At 56.6% G+C, this 14404-nt stretch carries 14 protein-coding genes and 1 pseudogene; 9 read left to right on the top strand and 6 right to left on the bottom strand.

What is annotated here, in order from left to right; all coding sequences use genetic code 11:
• Nucleotides 1–95: 95 nt before the first annotated feature.
• The 3 genes from AS026_RS23815 to AS026_RS23805 are packed head-to-tail and all read left to right on the top strand — an operon-like array spanning nt 96 to nt 2078.
• The gene (locus AS026_RS23815; RefSeq protein WP_062371957.1) at nt 96–653 is read left to right on the top strand and encodes a hypothetical protein; all 558 of its coding nucleotides are present in this window, start codon (nt 96–98) and stop codon (nt 651–653) included.
• Complete coding sequence (locus tag AS026_RS23810; protein ID WP_062371955.1) at nt 646–1065, top strand: phage holin family protein; 420 nt, start codon at nt 646–648, stop codon at nt 1063–1065. The genes AS026_RS23815 and AS026_RS23810 overlap by 8 nt, the downstream gene beginning before the upstream one ends.
• Nucleotides 1065–2078: a DUF3618 domain-containing protein gene (locus AS026_RS23805; RefSeq protein ID WP_062371953.1), complete on the top strand. Its 1014-nt coding sequence runs from the start codon at nt 1065–1067 to the stop codon at nt 2076–2078. Before AS026_RS23810 ends, AS026_RS23805 begins: the two co-directional genes overlap by 1 nt.
• 631 nt (nt 2079–2709) lie before the next feature.
• On the opposite strand, the gene AS026_RS23795 is transcribed toward AS026_RS23805, so the two are convergent.
• Both AS026_RS23795 and AS026_RS23790 read right to left on the bottom strand, forming a co-directional pair.
• Entirely contained in the window at nt 2710–2889 is a 180-nt protein-coding gene (locus AS026_RS23795; protein WP_025662646.1) for a hypothetical protein, read from the bottom strand.
• A 216-nt stretch (nt 2890–3105) separates the two neighbouring features.
• The gene (locus AS026_RS23790) at nt 3106–3594 is read right to left on the bottom strand and encodes a DUF3597 domain-containing protein (RefSeq protein WP_062371948.1); all 489 of its coding nucleotides are present in this window, start codon (nt 3592–3594) and stop codon (nt 3106–3108) included.
• A 243-nt stretch (nt 3595–3837) separates the two neighbouring features.
• Here AS026_RS23790 and AS026_RS23785 point away from each other — a divergent pair, with 243 nt between their 5' ends.
• The gene (locus tag AS026_RS23785; protein ID WP_062371945.1) at nt 3838–5772 is read left to right on the top strand and encodes a hybrid sensor histidine kinase/response regulator; all 1935 of its coding nucleotides are present in this window, start codon (nt 3838–3840) and stop codon (nt 5770–5772) included.
• 303 nt (nt 5773–6075) lie between these two features.
• Here the strand turns inward: AS026_RS23785 and AS026_RS43620 are convergent, their stop codons facing one another.
• Together AS026_RS43620 and AS026_RS23780 are read right to left on the bottom strand one after the other, a co-directional pair.
• On the bottom strand, nt 6076–6393 hold the full coding sequence (locus tag AS026_RS43620) for a hypothetical protein (RefSeq protein WP_082728581.1): 318 nt from the start codon (nt 6391–6393) through the stop codon (nt 6076–6078).
• A gap of 441 nt (nt 6394–6834) precedes the next feature.
• Complete coding sequence (locus tag AS026_RS23780) at nt 6835–7290, bottom strand: hypothetical protein (RefSeq protein ID WP_062371943.1); 456 nt, start codon at nt 7288–7290, stop codon at nt 6835–6837.
• Nucleotides 7291–7962: 672 nt separating this feature from the next.
• On the opposite strand from AS026_RS23780, the pseudogene AS026_RS23775 reads away from it, so the two are divergent.
• Nucleotides 7963–8266, top strand: a pseudogene (locus tag AS026_RS23775) (hypothetical protein).
• 7 nt (nt 8267–8273) lie between these two features.
• On the opposite strand, the gene AS026_RS44055 reads toward AS026_RS23775, so the two are convergent.
• Entirely contained in the window at nt 8274–8396 is a 123-nt protein-coding gene (locus tag AS026_RS44055; RefSeq protein ID WP_280950904.1) for a hypothetical protein, read from the bottom strand.
• Between the two features lie 89 nt (nt 8397–8485).
• Between AS026_RS44055 and AS026_RS23770 the strand changes: the two genes are divergently transcribed.
• The 4 genes from AS026_RS23770 to AS026_RS23755 all read left to right on the top strand — a co-directional run bounded on the left by AS026_RS23770 (nt 8486) and on the right by AS026_RS23755 (nt 14048).
• A complete protein-coding gene (locus AS026_RS23770; RefSeq protein WP_062371937.1) occupies nt 8486–8878 on the top strand; it encodes a low affinity iron permease family protein in 393 nt (130 codons plus the stop codon).
• Nucleotides 8879–9316: 438 nt separating this feature from the next.
• Entirely contained in the window at nt 9317–10825 is a 1509-nt protein-coding gene (locus AS026_RS23765; protein WP_062371934.1) for an ATPase domain-containing protein, read from the top strand.
• Nucleotides 10818–12860, top strand: a complete 2043-nt coding sequence (locus AS026_RS23760) for a hybrid sensor histidine kinase/response regulator (protein WP_062372090.1) — start codon at nt 10818–10820, stop codon at nt 12858–12860. Before AS026_RS23765 ends, AS026_RS23760 begins: the two co-directional genes overlap by 8 nt.
• 174 nt (nt 12861–13034) lie before the next feature.
• Nucleotides 13035–14048 carry a hypothetical protein gene (locus AS026_RS23755; protein ID WP_062371932.1) on the top strand — a complete coding sequence of 338 codons (1014 nt, stop codon included), beginning with the start codon at nt 13035–13037 and terminating at the stop codon, nt 14046–14048.
• Nucleotides 14049–14182: 134 nt separating this feature from the next.
• On the opposite strand, the gene AS026_RS23750 is transcribed toward AS026_RS23755, so the two are convergent.
• Nucleotides 14183–14404, bottom strand: coding sequence for a hypothetical protein (locus AS026_RS23750; RefSeq protein ID WP_062371930.1), 222 nt, complete (start codon nt 14402–14404; stop codon nt 14183–14185).

Below are 14404 nucleotides of genomic sequence, written 5' to 3'. Positions count from 1 at the left end.
CAGGAAATGCGGCGTTGCACTGGCGATCACCTCGGACGGAACAAACGTCGTTCATCAAGGTTTGGGGGCATCTGTTCCTATAAGTGGAGGCTTCCATGTCGAACGATCCAACCCCACGAGAGCGCGAGCAAGGGCCGATGGCCGCACCCGCGACTGCGTCCCAGACCCCCAGCCATCCTGCAGTCGGAGAGATCTCCGTCGAGACTTTGAAAGACAAGGTTTCCGAAGATGTTGAATCCGTGACGGGTGCTGTCAGGCAAGGAGCGGATATGGCGATCGAGAAGGTAAAGGGAACGGTGTCGCAGCAGAAAAGCTTCGTAGCCAATCAGGTAGGCGGTATTGCCACCGTTCTAGAGAAGGTTGGCTCGGAACTCGAGGGCTCTGATCAGAGTGAGATCGGACGGTATGCAAGGCAAATGGGCAAAAGCGTTCAACGCATTGCGAAGGATCTTGAAGGCAAGGACCTCGGCGCCGTTGCGACGATGGCAGAGGATTTCGGTCGCAAGCAGCCCCTGGCATTTCTGGGCGCTGCTGCGCTTGCGGGTCTCGCTGCCAGCCGTTTTCTGACCGCCAGGGCCAACCGATCGACGAAGGTTGGCCTGGGAGAAGCCTCTGAACGCACCATAACCAAGGAAGGCCACCCAAATGGCTAGAACCTCTGAAGATACGACGCCTCTGTCAGAACTGGTTGGAGGCCTGGTGAGTGATGTTACCGGTTTGCTGCGCAAAGAAATCGACCTCGCCAAGACCGAAGCATCAGAGAAGCTGTCGCACGCACTCAACGGAATTGAGGTTCTGATCGTCGGCCTTGTTCTCGCAATCGGAGCAGTCGGAGTTCTGTTGAGCGCAATTGTGCAGGGGCTCGCCGCCTTTCTGGTTACCCAGGGCATTGCTCAACCGACGGCGAACGCGATCGCAGCATTAGTTGTCGCGATTGTTATCGGCGGGATTGCCTGGGCGATGGTGTCGCGAGGAATTGGCGCGTTGCGCGCGACCAAGATGAAGCTCGATCGCACAGCGACGTCCATTCGCCGAGATGTCGATGTTGTAAAGGAGAAAATGTAATGGCCGCATCTTCAGAAAAAAATTCCGCCGAACTCCAGCGCGAGATCGATCTCGATCGTCGAAGGATCGAGGATCGGCTGGACGCAATCCAGGAAAGAATGTCCCCCGGCCAAATCGTCGATGAGGTTCTTGCGTATGCAAGACGCAGCGGTGGCGGCGAATATGTCGGCAATCTAGGCAATGCCCTGAAGGCCAACCCTCTTCCGGTCGCTCTCATCGGAGTAAGTCTTGCTTGGCTCATGGCAAAGCAGGGGACGTCCCCGGCGATTGAGAAGCCGACGCAAATGCTTGCTCAACCTGAATATCCGCTCTACCAAGCCGAAGGCGCCATTCGGCGTATTAGCGCCCCGGAGGTCAGCGATGGCGCCCTTTACAGTCACTTTAGTGACAGTACTGGCAAACGCTTGAAAGCTCTGACAGACGAGTCGGGGCGACGCGCTGGTCACTTTTTGGATGATGCAGGAAACGCTTACAGGGGTTTTGCAGACAAAACCGGAAAGCAGATCACGCAGATAGTGGACGAAACCGGCACCTTGCTGGACGAAGCGTCAGGCTGGGCTTCGCAAAAGTGGGAGCAAGCAAAAAGCATTGCGGGCGATATGACCGCGCGTGCTTCAGACGCCGCCAGTTCACTATCAAACAAATCTTCGTCCGCCTCCGGCGCATTCCAGGAACAGGCAGGCAAACTGAACCAGGCCATCCTCACCCAATTCCGCGACCAACCGTTGGTTGGCGGTGCACTTGCATTCGCGGTCGGGGCCGCGATCGGCGCCGCGCTCCCTCACACCGAGACGGAAGACGAATTGCTTGGTGAGACATCGGACTCGGCAAAGGAAGCCGTTACTGCCCGGGCAAGCGAGGCTATTGCCGAGGGTAAAGCCATCGCATCCGACGCCTACGACAAGGCGGTCGCAGCAGCATCCGACATGCATGATGCTGTCAAGGATCGGGTGGTCGATGAGGTCAAGACCTTCAAAGTGCGAGCGGGCATTGGTGAGCACCAACAGCCTTAGACGAGTGTTGGCCGCCCGCGCGCCGGTCGACCCTTTCAGGGAGGGCTGGAAGTCAGGGCTTGCTGCAAGTCCTTGCTGCTCAGGCTGGGGTTGCGATTGAATAATTCAATCGCACGGCCGGTCGCCGCACGGCCGCGCTCGCTTTCGGGGTCGACCCCGTTTGACTGGCACCAAGATTTCACAGCTTGGGCAAGGGTTTCGAATTCGCGGTCTGAGTAGTCCATCATGTCAAGAAAGTTAAAAGGCACATCGGTCGCTCCACCAGAGGCAAGAGCACGTCTGATCTCCCAAGCGGCCTTTGCCCAGTACTCAATGGCCGACGGAGAGATTATACTCGCAGCGCCTCCCAGATTCTATGTCCGCTTGCGTACGAAACGGCGCTCTTCCCGGCGGCCGTCCTTCCTGGGCGCCGTTGCCACTATCCTTTGCTGATGCAGGATTGACAGGAGGGACGGCGAGGCCGCGCATGATGGTGAGGTCGACATTTACTTGCAGCTGGACCGTGCAGCCGGCGCATGTCAGTAGCCACGACCCCGACATCGATATCAGCCTGAGGTCGCTTGTTAGGGTGGTTGGCCAAGTTGGCCGCTCTGAAGTATGAAGCCCGCTCGTTCGCGGGCTTCGACATCAGTCAGTGCTTGCCCTTGTGACTTCCCTGCCCTCCTTTGGAGCGCTGGTCGCTTGCCTTGCTGCTGCGATCTGAGCTGTCCTGATCATTGCGGGTCATTGATGCCTGCTTCGTATCAGAGTTTTTATGGCTCTGTTTGCCGGCCTTAACATGCTGCTCGTGAGAACCGCCTTGGGATGCCATATCGTCTACTCCTTTTGAATGGCGAGACCGACAATGGACCCGGTCTCGTTCCACCTAACACCAAGGCTGCCGGTCTGTTCCTTCACAAAAAACTAAAAGAAGCGGATCAAATATCGCACCTGCGACCTGTGTCCCTTGTAGAATTGCGTTTCGGGCGCCAACGTTGGAAAGACTGACGGCCTCCGCCCTGGCTGCACGTCCCTTGGTGGGCGCGCTCTAATCGAGAAGGTCCGATGGTACTCTACCGCCGTTTTCCGCGAGCCTCCTCATAAGCGTCTTGTGCAAGAAGATGTTCATCGTTGCACTGTCATCCTTGTCGCCGCTAAAGCCGAGCTCGGTCGCCAAATCCTTTCGTTCCTGAATGCTGGCGTCCATTCCGATTGCTTTCATGAGGTCTACGATCGAGTGCCGCCAATCCAACTTTTGTCCGGAAATTCTTGCGGCCGCGTCCAGGATGGCAGCGACGTCGACATCTGGGCGCGAAGGTGGCGGGGGCGCTCCGGTCGCAGGATCGGTGACAATTGGAGGACGTTCGGAAATCTGGTCTGACTGTGGTGCCCCCGGACCGGGAGGCGGTGGCGCTCCCAGTTCATCCGACCCCGTAGAATTGGCAGGCGCAGCGGGATCGGGATCGGGAAACGACTTTGCAGGCGCGTCCTGGGCGCCACCGAGTATTGCGTGACTGATGCGGTCAAAGATACCCATTGAACTTTCCTCCACCGGCACGATGACATCCTGCTCTGATTAACACGCGTGCAGCCCCTCCTGTTCCGTCACCATGGGAGCTGGGCACTGATTAACCTGTCGTCAGCCGACCCCAATATTCGAGCTTGCATTTGCTTCTTCCGATTACCTCCGGAACACTTTCAGTTGCGGCTGGAAACCAAACGACGATCTTTTAGTTAAGGCAGTGATGTTCCACTCGCGCACATGTAACGAGGATAAAGGATGAGTCCCGAGATCAGTCCATTGCCTGGAGCGGTTCAGGATCGTTATCGCACCTTGATGGACGCTATCAGCGATTATGCAATCTATATGTTGGATCCCAATGGGTATGTCAGCAGTTGGAACACCGGCGCGAACAAGTTCAAGGGATATACGGACGACGAGATTGTCGGCGAGCATTTCTCGCGATTCTACACTCCAGAGGACCAGGAAGCGGGCCTCCCGGCGCGGGCATTGCATTTGGCCACGCAGGAAGGGCGGTTCGAGGAAGAGGCATGGCGCGTTCGAAAGGATGGCACGCGCTTTTGGGCACATGTTGTCATTGATCCCCTTCGCGACAACGGACAGGTGATTGGCTTTGCCAAGATCACAAGGGATTTGTCAGAGCGTAAGCGCGCGGAAGAGGCCCTCAGGCGCAGTGAGGAGCAGTTTCGCTTACTCGTTCAGGGCGTCACCGATTACGCGATCTACATGCTCAGTCCCAAGGGATATGTTTCGAGCTGGAACGTCGGGGCCCAACGTATCAAAGGCTACACGCCCGAAGAAATCATTGGCCAGCACTTTTCACGGTTTTACACCGACGTGGACAAAGCGGCAAATCTTCCCGCCCGAGCCCTCGAAATAGCAGAGCGCGAGGGTCGGTTCGAGCGAGAAGGATGGCGCCTGCGCAAGGACGGGTCGCGATTTTGGGCGAACGTCATCATCGATGCGATCCGCTCCGAAGGCGGAGAACTCATTGGATTTGCAAAGGTGACTCGCGACATCACGGAAAAGCGCCAGGTCGAGGAGGCCCTCGCCAAGGCGCAGAGAGACCTGTTTCAGGCTCAGAAAATGGAGGCTGTTGGCCAGTTAACGGGCGGGGTCGCACATGACTTCAACAACTTGCTCATGGCCATTCTCGGCAGCCTTGAGATTGCTGAAAAACGAGCCGCCGCGGGGCAGGACGTAACGGGATTGATCAGAAATGCCATACAGGGCGCCAAGCGCGGAGCATCACTGACACAACGGCTTCTTGCTTTTTCCCGAAAACAGGAACTGGAATTGCAGCCAGTCGACATTCCTGATCTCGTCCGAAGCATGACGGACATGCTTCGGCGGTCGCTTGGCCCGATCGAAATCAACACGAATTTTCCCCTGGGTCTGCCGAAAGTTCAGTGCGATCCGAACCAGTTGGAGAATGCGCTCGTCAATTTAGCGCTCAATGCCCGCGATGCCGTTTCGTCGGACGGCGAGATCACGATAGGCGCAAAGCGGCATTCGATCGCGGCTGGCGATCGCAGTGAGTTGAAACCGGGCGATTACATCTGTCTTTCGGTGACGGATAATGGGGAGGGAATGGACGAAGAAACGCTGGCAAACGCAACGGCACCATTCTTCACGACGAAGGGCGTCGGTAAAGGAACAGGGCTCGGCCTGTCTATGGTCCAGGGCTTGCTGGCTCAAAGCGGAGGACGGCTCGTCCTTCTCTCAACCAAAGGCGAGGGGACGTGTGCTGAGCTGTGGCTTCCAACAGCCGGGGGTGTTGACGAAGCAGCGAAAGCAAATCAAGCAGAGGAGAAGATCGTCGCTCCCCAAAGCTACAACAGACCGCTCAATATTCTCGTCGTCGATGATGATCAACTCGTCTTGACGAATGCGGTTTTAATGATCGAGGATCTCGGCCATGTGACGACGCCTGCCCAATCCGCTGAGGAAGCGCTGAAGATCCTCTCGGAGAACTGCAATTTCGACCTCGTGATTACGGATCATGCGATGCCAAAAACGACCGGGTCCCAGCTGGCGGGAATGATTGAGCAAAAGTGGCCTGGCCTGCCAGTCGTGCTGGCAACGGGCTATGCAGATCTTCCACAAGGCGCGGATCGCACAATCGCGCGATTACCAAAGCCCTATTCACAGGCACAGCTGGCCGTGGCGATTTCGCAGGCGGTCGAGACATAGCGAGGCGCGCACCCCTTCAGTACATGCTTCCAGCTAGTCTTCCGACTGTTATTTTGTGACCCCGTGTGCTCAACGCCAATATATTTGATAACACGGCGAGGAGCCCGTGTTGCAGGCTCGACTCGCCGCCCCCGCCGCCCGTAAAGTCATCGTGATCTCGTGTCTCAAACAGTGGTATCGCAGCAAGTACCAGTCCGGTTAGATGATACCCGCACTCGCGATCTGGCAAAACCCTTCCTAGTTCCGTGTTCGACAGCGTACACACCACGCAAGCGCTGTTGCGATGAGACCGGGCTGCCTGCGCTAGCCGATTTCCGGGCACCCTCGGGAATTGCCGAAGACGATTCGGTCCGGCCCCGCCCGGGTGAACCCCTCGACGACAACGCTTCTCGACGTTACCCTGGCAATCTGAGGTCTCCTAAATCCTGCGTCACGTGCGAGATCGAGAGCGTCGTCGGGATTGCAGCGCTCTCTTACCCGTCGCTCGCGGTTTCGATCATAAATTCCAACTCCACCTGGGCCGACCCGAAATTCCAGGTCTTGCGCGTATAGTGCCGGCGATGGCCAGGTAGCGATTGTGGTCACAAGCGCTCCAAGCAACAGGGCTCTGGTCAAGCTCATAGCAAATCCTCCGAACTTCGATTTGTGTCTGAGCAACAGATCTGTGACCAAGTTGTTCCAGCTTGGATGCTTGGGACAAAACCGCAGGGGGATTGGTTAGAGCAACGAGGCGCGTTTTGCTGGCTAGATTGTGATCTCGGCGACGGCACACCTGGTGGCCCGCACCAAATGCGAGTTTTCGAAGCCTGCGGGCCTGAGATGCTCCGAAGCGAACCTCATGGAGCTTTGCGGCAATATCACACTCGACAGGGTGCTTAGGCGCTTTAAGTGCGAGCGGTGTAATAAAAAGTCTTATCTTCGGATGACGTTGCACTTTCCCCACGGAAGCGACTACGGGCACCTCATCACTCGACGCTCCGTGAGATACGAGTGATCCGAGTTCCCGTTTGGTCAAATGAGCGCCTGTGATAACATTGTTGCCCGCCTCAGAACGTCGGCCCTTTACCGTGTCGCTCCGAACACAAACGCAAGAGCGGCGACGACGGCGACCGCGGTAATCGGTCTATCACGAACGGTTTCCTTCACATCGTCAAGAAAACTGCCGGCTCGTGCCTTCGCTACTCCAACTGAGTCAGATGCCACGCCGGAAACAGACTTCGCCAGCCGATTTGTATCGAGCCGCAGCGCACGAATATTCTCGCCAATTGACCTTGGATTGAGCGGATCGCCATTGTTGTTTTCCGTCGTGTATGGGTCGGGCTCTGATTTCACGCTTTCAGCAACCTTAGCATCCGTCCTTCCGGTGGGGACGCCGGTAGTCGTAGCTGAAACGGGATCAGAAGCTGGAAAGGTGTCTTCCAATCCCTGATCGAGCCCTCCTTGGCGTGCGCGACGTCTTTGTTCCGCTTGTTCTTTCTGCATGGATCTAACTGCTGGGGAATCCTTGGGGTCAGGCATTGGTCATCTCCATTGTCCAGTGCCTCAATGAAAGCTTCAGGATGATGAGAAGTTCCCGCCGCCAGACGATTTCGTTAGCTCGTCAAACGGCTTGAGCGCAGTCATTGTTGGAAATTTGCAAGTTGGGGTGATGCCTGAACCGCGTTCACGCAGTCAGGGCACGCCAAATATGAATACCGCCGTAGCAACCCAAAATAGGGCACATATTTCCACAGCAATTAGCATTCCGATTGAGCGGTCGCTCATCCTGCACTCCCCCACAAGACTTGCAGGCTAGCATAATCGGTGAGGGGCGCCGAAACACATTGTTTTTCCGATTATTTCAGGAAACGTGCATATGAAGGCGGAAAGCTTGGGCGACAGGCGGGCCTCGAGCAGCACTTCGCCAGGACGCTTGCGATCAACCTGTTTGTACTCGGCAAACGGCGTCATTTCTCGACCCGGTGCCTTCGTATCCTCAACACTGATCTTGCGGAAAGGACTCGATTACCTATCTGAAAAGAAACCTCGAAGTGGAGCCTCGAGATGGATGCGTTGACGACTAAACTATCCTCCAATCCGACTATCGAAATTATTCCACCCCTGAGAGTCAGTCGCTTCAGTAATTTCATCACCTGTCTTTGCTGCAATCGATCACGTACTCCGGGGGAAATAGACGAAGACGGATGCGGTATATGCAATGAGTGCCTGGAGCCGAACGCAGAGCGCTGGGACATTCCCGCTTTCGAAGTGGCCTTGGCCCAATTGCCAGCCGGCTACCTTGAAGGCAATTTCAAGGGGCGGCGCTGGAGCGCAACCGTGAAGCGGTCCTTGGACGGCCGGCGCGAGTGGCTGTTTGCCGAGGACCTTGGGGGGAGCGATATCGTCAGCTTCAATCTATATAAATGGGCGCCACACTCTTCGCCCGTGCGAGATGTCGCAGGCGAAGGTGGTTGAATTCGTCATTGGTTTTCGCCCGGACACAAGGGATGATTGATCAGATCTCAAAGCGAATTTTGACTGAGAACCGCGTAGGCCGGCGGGCGTGAAAAGGGCAGAGGCAGCTTCTGGTCGTCCACCAGATCGATGAAGTCCTTGGTCGGTTCTTCTTGCCTTGGGTCAGTCATATCTTTGTCTCCCAGCGTACAGGATCTCGGCAACCGGAACCCTGAATGTGACGCCTGCGTTACTTGTCGCCAGGTAACGAGAAAACGTCATGAACTCAGGCCATTTCTTTTCAAGATTCGCCACTGCTGTCGCCGAGTTGTCAGGAAAACCAGTAACCTTCGTGATGGCGGTCTCCCTTGTCTTGGTTTGGGCAGCATCTGGCCCGGTATTCAGTTTCTCCGAAACTTGGCAGCTCGTCATCAATACCGGCACTACCATTATAACTTTTCTGATGGTTTTCGTGCTGCAGAACTCTCAGAACCGAGATGGCAAAGCCCTGCAGGCGAAGCTCGACGAGCTCATTTTGACCTCACAGGCGCAAAACAAATTTGTCGGGATCGAAAAGCTTGACGAGAAACAACTGCGCGAGATGAGTAGAAAACTCGCGGAAAAAGCCGAATGCGTAGGGGACGTCGCTGACGAAAAAGCGGAGTCGGCTTGAAAGGGGATTCTTGTCGCGGATCTGCCACCGAGCCGCCGTTCGTGGAACCGGAGGTTCAGTTAAACGTTGTAAGCGACCAGAAGCCGATGAACGTCCCGGCCGCAGGCATCGAGCCCCCGTACGGCACACCGGCCGGCGGGCATGTTGGATGCTTCAAGGTGAGAGGGTTATAGGGCGAAGGATGGGCGAGGATGGAACGCTCGAAACGAACAGCGAGACGATTGGCATGCCGGTTTCTCGCGCTGTCGTCTAGGCGAGCAGGGCATCCACGGGACCCGCAGCAGCGCGACGTCCATGAAGAGCGGAGATGGGAACGCTTCGCCAACGAAGGCGAATGGCCTGGCAAAATGGTTGGCGGAACGACGCCTGTCACGCCAGCCTACACTAGCTATTTGGACGACGGTACGAGTTTGCAACCAGTTGGGAGGTAGGATCTGGATGCTCGACGAACAGACCCAGGCTAAAACCGGAATTCCCGGCCTGGATGACGTCTTATGCGGAGGCTTAAGTCGCAGGCACGTATTTCTCCTCGAAGGCGCGCCGGGAACGGGAAAGACGACAATCGCACTTCAGTTCCTGCTTGACGGAGCGTCAGCAGGTGAAAAGTGCCTTTATGTAACTCTCTCCGAAACCGAGGAGGAACTGCGAGGCACCGCAGTGTCGCACGGGCTGACCATCGACGACAGCCTGGAAATCTTCGAACTTGTTCCCCCAGAAAGTCTTCTGAATGCCGACCAGCAGCAAAGTCTTCTCTACTCGTCGGATCTTGAGCTAGGAGAGACGACGAAGATGATCTTTGAGGTGTTCGAGCGCCACAAGCCGAGCCGGGTAGTCGTCGACAGCCTTTCGGAAATCCGCTTGCTGGCGCAGAGTTCGCTTCGATATCGCCGCCAGATTCTCGCTCTCAAGCATTTCTTTGCGCAATCGGGGGCGACTGTGCTGCTGCTCGACGACATGACGTCGGATGTCCTGGACAAGACCGTTCACAGTGTCGTCCATGGTGTTATCCACCTTGAACAGCTGGCTCCGGATTATGGCTCCGAACGCCGGCGGCTGCGCGTGATGAAATATCGCGGCCGCGCGTTTCGTGGTGGCTTTCACGATTTCATCATTCGCACGGGAGGGGTGCGCGTCTTCCCGAGACTGCGGGCCGTGGAATACAAAACGGAGTTTACCCGCGACAGGGTCGGAAGCGGTGTTGCCGAACTCGATCGTCTTCTCGGTGGGGGCATCGAGCGTGGATCGAGCACCTTGCTAATCGGACCAGCCGGGACCGGCAAAAGCCTGTTTACATTGCAGTTCGTCGACGCGGCCGTCAAACGAGGAGAACGGGCGGCCGTTTTTGTCTTCGATGAAGAGATTGGGCTCTTGCTTGATCGGACAAAAGCCCTCGGCTTCGACTTCGAAAGCATGCGGGATGAAGGAAAGCTGCATCTGGAGCAACTCGATGCTTCCGAGGTGTCTCCGGGAGAGTTCGCCCAGCGCGTACGCGACCGCGTCGCAGATTTTGATGCCAAGACCGTCGTGATCGACAGCATAAATGGCTATCAGGCGGCCATGCCCGGCGAGAACGCCCTCATCCTTCACATGCACGAACTGCTTCAATATCTCAACCGCCAGGGCGCAACAACGTTCCTGACAGTTGCGCAGCACGGGCTGGTCGGCGATATGAAAGCCCCGGTCGATGTTACATATCTCTCAGACACAGTCGTTCTGCTTCGTTACTTCGAAGCCTTGGGCAAGGTTCGCAGGGCGATCTCCGTCGTCAAGAAGCGCGCCGGAAAGCATGAAGAAACGATCCGTGAATTTGAAATCAGCGAAAAAGGATTGACGGTGGGCGCACCGCTGTCGGCGTTCCAGGGTGTCCTGGGGGGCGTTCCCACCTTCCTGGGCGAAAGGCAGGCTCTCATGTCAGAGGCGAAAGGGGAGGAGCGCGAAAATTCCTGATCAGCTCGCAACCAGCATTATTCTTGCGCCTTCGGGCAGAGATACGCAGATTGCTTCCTCGCTTCTCAGGGAGGCGGGCATTCCCAGCGAGGCAGTGTCCGATCTGCCAACGCTTTTGCGGACAATTGGCGACGACACCGCGTTCGTCGTGTTGACGGAAGAGGCGTTGCACAATACCGACCTGAAACCGCTTTCCGAATGGATACTGCAACAGGCCTCCTGGTCTGACATGCCGTTCCTCGTTCTAACGCAGCGAGGCGGCGGCGCGGAGCGCAATCCAGCTGCAGGGCGGCTGTCAGGAATTCTTGGGAACGTCAGCTTCATCGAGCGGCCGTTCCATGCCACCAGCTTCATTAGCGTTGCCCAAACGGCAATGCGAGGAAGACGCCGCCAGTACGAGGCGCGAGCTCGCATCGAGGAGCTTCGGGAACAGGAACGGCGACTGCAAACTGCCCTTGAGGGAGGCAGGCTCGGCGCCTGGGAACTGGATCTCCTCACCTACGAGCTGTCGACGTCCTCAATTTGCAAGGCGATCTTCGGCCGATTGCCGGACGAGCCATTTGCGTACCCGACACTACAGGCCAGCATCCATCCCGACGATCTTCAAGGCATGCACGAAGCCCTGGCTGCAACGATCGAAACGGGTGTTGGTTTTGTGGCCGAGTATCGCGTTATTTGGCCGGACGGTTCAATCCACTGGGTGGAGAACAGGGCACAGCTGTTGCGCAACAGGATCGGGGTCGCGGTCAAGCTGGTCGGCGTTTCGGTTGACTTCACTGAGCGCCGCAAGATCCTGGAGCAGCAGCGACATCTAAATGAATTGCTCGAAGAGCGTGTCGCGGCCCGAACCGCTGAGTTGGAAGCCGCTCACGAGATTGTTTTGGCCGAGGCAGCGCAGCGACGAAAGGCGGAAGATCAACTTCGCCAGGTTCAAAAGCTTGAAGCGATCGGGCAATTGACAGGGGGCGTTGCTCACGACTTCAACAATCTGTTGATGGTGGTACTCGGAAATCTGGAACTGATCCGCAAGGCGGTAACTAGTGAGGCGCGTCTGGTCAGGCTCGTCGATGGAGCGCTTCAAGCCGCGAAAAGAGGGGCATCTTTAACGCAGCGCTTGCTGGCATTCGCACGGCGCCAGGACCTCCAGGTAAAGGCGGTTGATCTGCGCAAGCTGGTTACAGACATGGAGGATCTTCTCCGGCGATCTGTCGGTCCGATGATCGTTTTGGACAGAGAAATGCCCGAGAACCTGCCGCATGTTCTTGCTGACGCAAATCAGCTTGAACTTGCCCTGCTCAACCTTGCGGTCAACGCCCGGGACGCCATGCCCGACGGAGGTTCGCTGAAGATTGCGCTTGCAGAGATCAATGTCGCGCCCGGAGACAAGGAACTGTCTGCCGGTCGTTATGTCCTTCTGAGCGTTACCGATAATGGGAAAGGAATGGACGAGGATACGCTCGCAAAGGCGGTGGAACCGTTCTTTTCCACCAAGGAACTCGGGAAGGGTACGGGCCTCGGTCTTTCCATGATCCATGGCCTGGCGCTGCAACTTGGGGGCAGCTTTAGCCTTGAGAGCGTGCTCGGCTCCGGTACAACCGCTCAACTCCTGATCCCAGCGGTGGAGGGTGACGTCGTGCAGATGGACATGAAGGACTCATCACCCGTCATCATGCCGGACAAACAGCCGAGGCGCATCCTTCTCGTTGATGACGACATCCTGATCGCGATGAGTTCGGCTGATATGGTAACCGACCTCGGGCATGACGTGGTGGAAGCTCATTCGGGAGCGGAGGCGCTCGAAATTCTTGGTAGCGACCAGCAGTTCGATCTTCTGATCACCGACTATTCCATGCCCGGCATGAACGGCGCGGATCTGGTAAATGCCGCACGGCGGTTAGTTCCCGACCTGCCTGTGCTTCTTGCGAGCGGCTATGCCGACCTGCCAGCAGGAGTGCAGGTAGACGCTGTCAGACTTGGGAAGCCATATACCCAGGATCAACTCGCGCACGAGATCTCCAACGCTTTGCAACCATAGCAGATTTGATCAAAAAGACGGAACTGGACCTCGTCTCTTCCGTTTTGTGCCCCTTCAAATCTTCTGTCTTCTCCGTGCGTTGCGCACTGCGGGAACGCGAAACCTTGAATTATCCGTCTTTTGAAAGCTACAAAGGGTTCGAGGACGCGCGGTAAAGGGATTGAGATGTGGAGAATGAAAATTAGCCAAACCCTCGCCAGCCTGGCAATATGCATCGGCGCGGCGTGCAGCAGTGCATTGGCAGACGAGACGCCTCCGCCCAAATGCCTACAGATTGCATCGGAAGCATTTGAGAATTTCGTGATATCCCCGCTCCATGTTTCCCCCTCTGGTGACGGGGCGATTTACGCCGGCCAATCTCAGACTGATACGCAGCCAGCAATTGCTGATGTCCCGGAAAAGGCACGAAGATTGCTTCGGGAAACGATTGAGTCCGGCAAAGGATGGGCGGCTTACGGCACCAGGACAAATACAGAGAACAAGTTGGAGACGCAGGTTCTGTACGTCTTCGAGGATGGCGATTCTTGTGCGACCTTTCCGAAGGCTCCCGAACGCATCAGCACTATTTACCTGCCCGGGGGAGTGTCTCGATCTCTCCTGTTGTTTTTCCGCCAACCGACAACCGGGGATGACGCGGAACTGCGTTCGCGACTTCAGGCATTCCTGACCAAGACAAACCAAGATCGCCCTGTCACTACCGCGCCACATGCGGTCAAGGGTGCAAGGCCACAGAAGATCGATTCCAGTCAATTCGTCAGTAAATGGAGCAACGTCTTTCCGCCAGCAATGCTTGCCAGTCTGGCGCGGTGGCAGGATGCTTGTAACGCGCGTAGCGACGGCTCTAAAACGGATCTCTCCGACAGGTTTATCGACAGGATTGACGTCGACGGGGATGGTGACGAGGACTGGGTTGCTAACGGATACGGCCTTTACTGTATAGGCCCCGATGGGAGCCGGAGGCAAATGGCCGGTGACGATAATGGCGCGACGGTCTGGGTATTGCTGTCGGATGGGGGAAAACTTGGGCTGGCAGCTGAACTGCGCTTTGCCCACGGGGATACAATCCGGCAATACACTGGATATTCGGTCATCGTTTCGAAACTTGGTATCTTTCCGCTGCGTGGCGGTCCGATTGCCGAACCGGTCCAGGTCGTGCCCAAGGGCGGGCGCGTGGCATACAAGCTTTGAAGCGCTTTTGTTCTGATCTTCACCGCCGCAAACCGGACATCCTGCCTTAAGCAATTGCCAGGTCATGCCTCCGCGCTGAAGGTCAGTCCGAGAGTTCTGCCGAACAGAATGCTGCCGTAACCGCAGTAGGTGCACTATCTGCTGTTGATGACGATGTCGTTGCGGATCAGGTCTGACAATTCAGCTTCATCGGTTACCCCAAGTTCGATCCACTGGAGCAGGCTTTTTGCCTTTCGGCCCGCTTCAACACTTCCCCTTGGATAACCGTTCTCTTCGCACCAGCATTGCAGGATGCGATCAATCATGTCGGTCACTCTCGATATCAACACCGGTTTTGCCAGCTCAATCCGCCGCAT

This window comes from Rhizobium altiplani, assembly GCF_001542405.1.
In the GTDB taxonomy this organism is placed as follows: Bacteria; Pseudomonadota; Alphaproteobacteria; order Rhizobiales; family Rhizobiaceae; genus Rhizobium; species Rhizobium altiplani.
Note: the sequence above shows the minus strand (reverse complement) of the source record. Positions and strands in the feature narration are given on the sequence as shown.